At 50.9% G+C, this 8,744-nt stretch carries 7 protein-coding genes and 1 pseudogene; 7 read left to right on the top strand and 1 reads right to left on the bottom strand.

The features are described 5' to 3' along the window. The 5 genes from VFS25_RS15865 to VFS25_RS15845 all read left to right on the top strand — a co-directional run. Positions 1 to 595 (top strand): Pycsar system effector family protein (locus VFS25_RS15865; protein ID WP_326463146.1); only part of this gene is annotated, 595 nt, incomplete at its 5' end. Positions 596 to 627: 32 nt separating this feature from the next. Further along, entirely contained in the window at positions 628 to 2,709 is a 2,082-nt protein-coding gene (gene ppk1 / locus VFS25_RS15860) for a polyphosphate kinase 1 (protein ID WP_326463145.1), read from the top strand. Positions 2,710 to 2,748: 39 nt separating this feature from the next. Continuing rightward, the gene (locus tag VFS25_RS15855) at positions 2,749 to 3,255 is read left to right on the top strand and encodes a thioredoxin family protein (RefSeq protein ID WP_326463144.1); all 507 of its coding nucleotides are present in this window, start codon (positions 2,749 to 2,751) and stop codon (positions 3,253 to 3,255) included. A 7-nt stretch (positions 3,256 to 3,262) separates the two neighbouring features. Beyond that, positions 3,263 to 3,745, top strand: coding sequence for a DUF4442 domain-containing protein (locus VFS25_RS15850; protein WP_326463143.1), 483 nt, complete (start codon positions 3,263 to 3,265; stop codon positions 3,743 to 3,745). A 36-nt stretch (positions 3,746 to 3,781) separates the two neighbouring features. Next, a complete protein-coding gene (locus VFS25_RS15845) occupies positions 3,782 to 5,185 on the top strand; it encodes an MBL fold metallo-hydrolase (protein WP_326463142.1) in 1,404 nt (467 codons plus the stop codon). A gap of 95 nt (positions 5,186 to 5,280) precedes the next feature. Here VFS25_RS15845 and VFS25_RS15840 read toward each other — a convergent pair whose 3' ends face one another. After that, a complete protein-coding gene (locus VFS25_RS15840) occupies positions 5,281 to 7,842 on the bottom strand; it encodes a M1 family aminopeptidase (RefSeq protein WP_326463141.1) in 2,562 nt (853 codons plus the stop codon). Positions 7,843 to 7,965: 123 nt separating this feature from the next. Between VFS25_RS15840 and VFS25_RS15835 the strand changes: the two genes are divergently transcribed. After that, complete coding sequence (locus VFS25_RS15835) at positions 7,966 to 8,463, top strand: biotin/lipoyl-containing protein (RefSeq protein WP_326463140.1); 498 nt, start codon at positions 7,966 to 7,968, stop codon at positions 8,461 to 8,463. A gap of 75 nt (positions 8,464 to 8,538) precedes the next feature. Then, positions 8,539 to 8,744, top strand: a pseudogene (locus VFS25_RS15830) (DUF4476 domain-containing protein); the annotation flags it as partial.

Below are 8,744 nucleotides of genomic sequence, written 5' to 3'. Positions count from 1 at the left end.
GGCGGCCCGGAAAGCAAAAGAGGAGAAGCAGGAAAAAGATAAGGAGAAAAAGCCCAAACGGCCGGAAAGGGGTATTGAAACCATGTTCCGCATGACCTCCACCAATCATATACGCCTGAGCTCCATGGCCGACAGCAAGGCGCATATCATGATCTCCACCAACTCCATTATCATCTCCATCCTCCTGTCGGTACTGCTGCGCAAGCTGGAAGATAATCCGAACCTGATCATACCATCATTCATATTGCTGGCCACCAGCGTGGTCACCATCATTTACTCCGTGCTGGCTACCCGGCCCAATGTTACCCAGGGCCGTTTTACCCGGGAAGATATTGAAAAGAAGAAAACCAACCTGCTGTTCTTCGGTAACTTCCATGGCATGGGCCTGGAGGAGTACAGGTGGGGCATGCAGCAGATGATGCAGGATGCCGATTTCCTGTATGGCAGCATGATACAGGATATTTACCACCTGGGCGTAGTATTGGGCCAGAAGTACCGCCTGCTGCGCATTGCCTATAACATTTTCATGTTCGGGCTTATTATTTCCGTGGCAGCATTTATTATTGCCGTTACATTTTTCCCTGTAAGGGATTAGCTACTGTCGTTTCACTTTTTTACTTATTTGTCATGGCTGCAACAGAAGTTCCCTTATACGACCGTGATCTGAGCTGGCTGTCTTTTAACTACCGGGTGCTGTGCATGGCTAAGGACTTACGGGTACCACTATACGAACGTATCCGTTTCCTGTCTATCTTTTCCTCTAATTTGGATGAGTTTTTCCGCGTGCGCATGCCGGCTGTGATGGCCGTAAACCACCTGCTGCAGAAAGATCCCGGCGCTGCCCTGGACGACGCGCCGGTGTCGCAGAACACCCTGCACGCCATACAGCAGGAAATAGACCGCCAGCAGCAGGAATTCGGGCATATATTAACACAAGCCCTGCTGCCGGAGCTGAACCGCCAGCAGGTACATTTATATTATAATGAGGCTATACCGGCCGTACACCATCCTTTCCTGAAAGAGTATTTTCTTACCCGCGTGCTGGCTTACCTGCAACCGGTATGGCTGCACCGCAGGCATAACTTTTTCCTGGAAAATAATGTGCTGTACCTGGTGGTAACGCTTACCCGGCAGGATAAGCCGGGCAGGCAGCGCTATGCGGTGGTAAATATTCCGAGCCAACAGCTGCCCCGTTTCCTGGAGTTGCCGCCGCAGGATGATATGCATTACATTGCTATGCTGGACGATGTAGTGCGGGAGAACATTGATTTCCTGTTTCCCGGCTATACCGTTAACGGCTGCTACAGCATTAAAATAACCCGCGATGCGGAAGCCGACCTGAATGAGCTGAAAGGCGATGTGCTGGAGCAGGTAGAAACCATGATCAAAAAGCGGGAGCTGGGCATTCCTACCCGTTTCCTGTACGATGCCGCCCTGCCCGAAGCTGCGCTGCATTACCTGGTGGCTTACTTTAACATACAGCCGGGCGAGCCTGTACAGGGCGGCCGTTATCATAACCTGAAAGACCTGGCCGAGCTGCCCATGCCCGTTAAAGCGCCGTCGCTCACCTATGGCAGGCTGCCGCCGGCCCGGGTACCGGTGCTGGACCGTGCGCCGCGTATATGGGAGGCCGTTATACAGCAGGATGTGCTGCTGCATGTGCCTTACCAGCGTTATGATTATATATTGCGCTTCTTTAACGAAGCAGCTGCCGATCCTGATGTGCGGGAGATTTATGTTACCCTGTACCGCATCGCCTCGGGATCGCTCATTGCCAGCGCATTGATCAGCGCCGCCCGCAACGGCAAGCAGGTAACGGTGTTTGTTGAGCTGAAAGCCCGGTTTGATGAAGAGAATAATATCCGCTGGTCAAAGAAAATGAAGGCTGCCGGCGTAAAAATCGTGTACAGCATTCCCGGCCTGAAGGTGCACGCCAAAACAGCGCTGGTAAAGCGTAAGCGCGGCCACCAGTGGGATTATATAGGCCTGATGGCTACCGGTAACTTTAACGAAAGCACCGCCCGTTTTTATACCGATCATATACTGCTCACCGCCCACCCTGATATTACCCGGGAGCTGGAACTGCTGTTCCTGTACCTGCAAAGCAGGGAGCAGCCGCTGGAATACCGCTTTATGCAGTTTCAGCACCTGCTGGTAGCGCAGTTTAACCTGGTAAGCTGCTTTACCGGGCTTATTGACCGCGAAATTGCCCATGCCCGCAAAGGCAGGGAAGCCCGCATTACCATTAAGCTCAATAACCTGCAGGAAAGTCAAATGATCGCCAAGCTGTATGAAGCAGGGCAGGCCGGCGTAAAGGTGCAGCTGATTGTGCGCAGCATTTGCTGCCTGCGCCCCGGGCTACCGGAAAGTGTGAATATAACGGTAACGCGTATAGTAGACCGTTTCCTGGAGCACGCCCGCGTGTTCATATTCCATAACAATGGTAAGGAGGAGGTGTACATGGGCTCTGCCGACTGGATGAACCGCAACCTACACCGCCGTATTGAAGTATGCTTTCCGTTGTATGACGCGGCCCTGCGGCAGCAGGCAAAAGAGATCATCCGCCTGCAGCTGGCCGATAACACCAATGCCGTGCTGCTGGATGAGCATATCCGCAACGTACCGGTGCCGCCGCCGGCAGAAGGCGCCGGCGTGAACGCGCAAACCGCTATTTATGCTTATGCCGTGTCGTTAAGCAATGCGGAATAATACCTGCTTTCATATGCGCACCTTTTCTTAAATTGGGCAATGATGAAACTTTGCTGGATATACATCGTTTTTTTACTGTTCATGGCGCCGGCGCTGAAAGCACAGGCGCCGCTGGACCTGGAGCATATTTACAATCCCGCTGCCAATGCTGCAGCGGATATTGAAAAAGCCACACAACAGGCTGCCCGCGAGCACAAGCATGTGTTGCTGCAGGTAGGCGGTAACTGGTGCATCTGGTGTAAAAGACTGTACAAGTTCATGCATGACGATGCTGCAATAACCAGCGAGCTGCAGCAGCATTATGTGGTGTATCACCTGAATTACAGCAAGGAGAACAAGAACCTGCCCATTTTGCAAAAGCTGGGCTACCCGCAACGCTTTGGCTTTCCGGTGCTGGTGATACTGGATGGCAAAGGCAACCGCCTGCATACGCAAAACACCGGCCTGCTGGAATCGGCCGACAGCTACGACCGGGATAAGGTGATGGATATGCTCAAACAGTGGTCGCCGGCTGCATTAAACCCGGCTAATTATGTAAATCAATAACCCGCTGATGGCATTTATTGATAAAGTAAAGCACCCGCTGCAGTTTTCATTATTCCTGTTATGGAAGCTACCCATAGCCTGGCTGGCCGGCGTGCGCGTAGCGCATATACAGCCGCATAGCTGCACCACCGTAGTGCCTTACCGCTGGCTGTCGCAAAACCCTTTCCGCTCAACTTACTTTGCCTGCCTGGCCATGGCCGCGGAAATGAGCACCGGCCTGCTGGCCCTGATGCATGCTGCGGATGCGCCGCAGCGTATATCCATGCTGGTTACCGGTATGGAAGCCGCCTTTACCAAAAAGGCCAAAACCAAAACCTGGTTCACCTGCCGGGATGGTGCGGTCATACAGGCCGCTGTTGCCCATACACTGGCTACCGGCGATCCGGTTACCCTTACCGTGCAAAGCACTGGTGAAAGCAAGGATGGTACCGTGATTGCTACTTTTGCCATTACCTGGTCGTTTAAACGTAGCGGCCAGCCGCGATCCTGATTTTTTAGCTCTTAATAAAACAAAGCATATCCCGGAATGAAAATAGCTTTCCATGGCGCTGCCCGCACCGTTACGGGCTCCAAGCACCTGATCACTTTAAAGAATGGTAAAAAGATATTACTGGACTGTGGTATGTTCCAGGGTATGGGTAAAGATACCGATGCGCTGAACTACGACTTTGGCTTTGATGCCGCCGACATAGATTACATGCTGTTGTCGCATGCGCATATCGACCACAGCGGGCTAATACCGCGGCTGGTTGGCCAGGGCTACAAAGGCCCCATTTACTGCACACCCGCCACCAATGACCTTACACAAATATTGCTGATGGACTCTGCCGAGATACAGGAAGATGATATAAAATACAGCAATAAAAAACGCGCCCGCGCAGGCCTGCCCCCTGTACAGCCGCTGTACACGCTGGAAGACGCCAAACGCAGCCTGCGGTACCTGCAGCCGGTAAACTACCACGAATGGTTTAAGGTATGTGATGGGGTAGAGGCGATGTTTACAGATGCCGGCCATATTATTGGCAGCGCAGCCGTGCACCTGCGCGTTACAGAGAACGGCAAAACCACCAGCCTTACCTTCAGCGGGGATATTGGCCGCTATGGCGATACCATTCTCCGCTCACCGGATGTTTTTCCGCAGGCAGATTATATTGTAATGGAATCAACCTACGGCAGCACCCTGCATGCCGATGCCGCCCCTTCAGACGATGCGCTGCTGGAGCATATCCGCCAAACCTGCATTGAAAAAAGAGGGAAGCTTATTATTCCCGCCTTCAGCGTGGGCCGTACACAGGAGCTGTTATATGCGTTGAACAATGCGCAGCTGAAAGGCAGGCTGCCAAAAGTGGATATTTTTGTTGACAGCCCGCTTTCTATGGAGGCTACGCAGGTGGTAAGAAGCCACCCGGAATGCTTTAACAGAACAGTAGCTAAAATACTGGAGGCAGACAACGATCCTTTTGACTTCCCCGGCCTGCATTACATTAAAACAGTAGACGAATCCAAGGCGCTGAACTTCCGTAAAGCGCCCTGTGTTATTATTTCTGCGAGCGGCATGGCGGAAGCCGGCCGCGTAAAGCACCATATTGCCAATAATATTGATGACGCGCGCAACACCATCCTGCTGGTGGGCTATTGCGAGCCTGAGTCGCTGGGCGGCCGCCTGATGCGCGGCGCGCGTGAGGTATCTATTTTTGGCACCCACTATCCGGTGAAGGCGGAGGTAGGCATTATCCGCTCTATGAGCGCCCACGGCGATTATGAGGATCTGCGCCAGTGGCTGTCGTGCCAGGACCCACGGGAGGTTAAAAAGCTGTTCCTGGTGCATGGGGAGTATGAAGTGCAAACCGTTTTCCGCGACTGGCTGCATAAAAAGGGCTTCCTGGATATTGAGATCCCGGAACGGCATTATGAAATAGGATTGTCGTGATAAAGCAGGAAATAAGCACTATATCATAAATAAAAAAGCCCGCCAACCCGGCGGGCCTTTTCATTTTTAATTATTCATTATTAATTATTCATTACCTACTCGCCCGCACCTGCAGTGCTGGCCCTCATTTCCTCTACCACCTGCTCTATGTGTGCACCTTGTTTGGTCAGCTCTTCTTTCAGCGCTCCGGTGCTGCCGGCGGCTTTCGCTTTTTTATGCTGTGCCATGGGCGTCATCATGTTTATCAGGTAGTTGTACACCATTTTGTTCTTGAACTGGTCGGCCATGGCCTTTATATCGTCAATGCCTTTTGTTACGGTAGCAGTATTATCTACTTCGCCCAGTACTTTGAGGTATTGGAGGGCTGCTTCAAATTTAGGCTGCCCGTTGGCGGCTTCTTCAAAGGTTTTGGCAAAAAAGCCGATGTCGTTCTTGTCGCCTTTTTTGGAATATATTTCGCCAATGCTGGTTGAAAGCGCGCCTTTGGCAGTGCTTTCCATTTGCTTGGCAAGGGAGTAGGCTTTGTCCATATCCAGGTAAGATAACCCTACCAGGGCAGCGCCGGCTGCGGCATAGGAGCTGTCTTTGGTGGCGCTTTCCAGCAGCGAGACATACTGCGCGTCTTTCAGCTTGCCTATTTGTTGCAGTGCGGCGGCGCGCACTAGCGCATTATCGTCATTTTTAGCCAGGCTCACCAGGGTGCTTAGTGTAGCTTCCTTCACTTCCGGGTTATCCAGCTTTAAGCTACGAATGGCAAGTACGCGCAGGCCATGGAATTTGTCTTTCAGGGCAGCTGCTACTACCTTGCGGGCATCGGCATTGGTGGTTTGCTGCTTCAGGCAGGCTTCAATAGCTTCCCGGCGGTCCATATACAGGGGGGCATGGGAAAACTGGTAAATGTAGGTGTTAATATCGCGGTGGTCTGTTTTGGTGCATAGTATCACCTTATCGCCGTCTACATTCACAAAATCAGGTTTGCTGGCGTAAGAGAAGGTAAAGGTGTCCACTGCATCCGCCATGGTTACCTGGTGCCGTTCTTTTTTATTGCCGCTGTAAACATCAATGGCCATGGGCAGCTGAAATATTTTGCCGGTGGTTTGTGTTTGCTTCAGTATTACGCTTACGGTTTTGGCGGCATCGTCATAAGCATAGTTAACATCCAGCTGGGGATAGCCCTGTCCAAAGTACCACTGGTTAAAGAACCAGTTCAGGTCTTTCCCGGTAACTTCCTCAAACGCCAGGCGCAGCTGATGCGCTTCTGTAGCTTTAAATGCATTGGTCTTGAGATACAGGTTCAGGGATTTAAAGAAGGCGTCATCCCCCACGTAGTTGCGCAGCATGTTCAGTATGCGGCCGCCTTTCTGGTAGCTCACCGCGTCAAACATATCTTCTTTATCATGGTAATGGAAGCGTACCAGGTCGTTATCGCCGGCATATTGTGCAAACTGCATATAGTTCTGCGCAGATTTATAGCTGTGGTCATCCGCCATATCCCTGCCATACTTATGCTCAAACCACAGGTATTCGCTGTAGTCTGCAAAAGATTCGTTCAGGGTAAGGTTGCTCCATGACTCGCAGGTGGCCAGGTCGCCAAACCAGTGGTGGAACAGCTCATGTGCAATCACGCTCTCTCCCTGCTTGTTGTCATCCAGCAGCTCGCGGTTGGTTTTCTGCAGGAAATCGCCATGCAGGGTGGCGGTGGTATTTTCCATGGCGCCGGAAACATAATCCCGTACTACTATCTGGGAGTATTTGGGCCAGGCATATTCGTAGTTCAGGATGTTGGAGTAAAAGGTCAGCATTTCAGGGGTATTGCCAAAAATGCTTTTGGCATAAGGCTCATAGGCATGCTCTACATAATAGTTTACTTCCTTGCCGTGCCATTTATCTTTTACGATGGCAAAATCGCCCACAGCCATCATAAACAGGTAAGGCGCATGGGGAAGGTCCATTTTCCAGGTATCGGTGCGGGTACCGTCTGCATTGTTTTTCTGGCTTACCAGCAGCCCGTTGGAAAGGGTAACATATTTTTTATCAACGGTCATGCTGATCTCTTCCGTTGTTTTCTGGTTGTTTTTGTCAATGGTCGGGAACCAAACAGAGGAGGCTTCGGTTTCGCCCTGTGTCCATACCTGGATAGGCTTGTTCGGATCCGTACCGTCGGGGTTAATGAAATACAGGCCCTTGGCGTCATTAATGGCCGCGCTGCCCTGTACTTTCAGCTCATTGGGTTTAGCAGTGTAATCTATGTATACGGTGTAGGAGTTATCGCGCTGGTAGGTTTTGTCCAGCTGTATATGCAGCTGCATACCGTCGTACTGGTATTTAAGGGAACTTTGCTTGTTGCCTTTTACCAGGGCTACCTGCTTAATATCCATGCCTTTGGCGTCCAGCGTCAGGGAATCGGTAGGGTAAAAATGCGGTTTCAGGGTAATCCAGGCTTTCCCGTACAGGTACCTTTTGGCATAGTCGAACCGCACATCCAGCTTGGTATGTACCAGGTCGTTAACCTTGGTGGCGGAAGCCCGGTATATCTTCATTAAAGGGTCGGTCTGTTGATCTTCTATGTTGGTCTGTGCGGTGGCCGGCGCATAAAAGGCCGTTCCGGCTATTCCCCCCAGCAGTACGCCCAGCAATGTTTTCTTCAATACGTTCATGTAAAAAGTGTTTTAATCAAAAGTAGCAGGTATGTTTATGGTAAAAGCCCAAATTTAAACAAATGGCCTAAATACGACGCAAGTGGTTAAAATTCCTATTTTTGTTCGTAATACAAGCAATTCATGATCAAGGCAACTGTAAACGGGCAATCAGCTTTTACCATTCAAACAGGAAAGGAAGTACGCTGCAATGAACAAATTGTAGACTGGTCTGCCGTGCAGGTGCCATCGGGAAGCTACAGCATTATTATGGACGGGCGCAGTTATGTGGCGCAGGTGCTGAAAATAGACCGCGACGCCAAAACCGTTACCCTGGAAATAGCGCAACAGGTATATGAGGTAAGCGTGGAAGAGCCCATAGACCAGCTGCTGGCCGCCATGGGCATTAAAGATGCGCTGGCCCATAAGGTGAATGATATTAAGGCGCCCATGCCAGGCCTGGTATTAAAGGTGCTGGTAGAACCAGGACAAGCCATCCGTAAAGGCGATCCGGTACTGGTGCTGGAAGCCATGAAAATGGAGAATGTATTTAAATCAGCAACAGACGCCGTTGTCAAGGCCATCAGGGTAAACCCCGGTACAGCGGTGGAAAAAGGGGAGGTCCTAATAGTGCTGGAATAATATTTGCATAACATCAGGACAATAACGCGTTTTAGCAATTCTTATATGATCCGGTATTTTAAAAGAAGCATATATATGCTGCTTGGCTTTTTAATGGCAGGCCAGCTGTTTGCGCAGGAAAAACAGTACTTTGTATATATTCAGAACGAGAAGCCACAGCCTTTTTACGTAAAATATAATGGTAAGGTGCTCAGCTCTTCAGAGCGCGGGTACATTATCTTATCAGAGCTGCCCGCCGGCACCATGCCTATAACAGTAGGCTTTCCCAGGAACGAAGCGCC

Source organism: Chitinophaga sp., from assembly GCF_035761305.1.
Classification (GTDB): Bacteria; Bacteroidota; Bacteroidia; order Chitinophagales; family Chitinophagaceae; genus Chitinophaga.
Note: the sequence above shows the minus strand (reverse complement) of the source record. Positions and strands in the feature narration are given on the sequence as shown.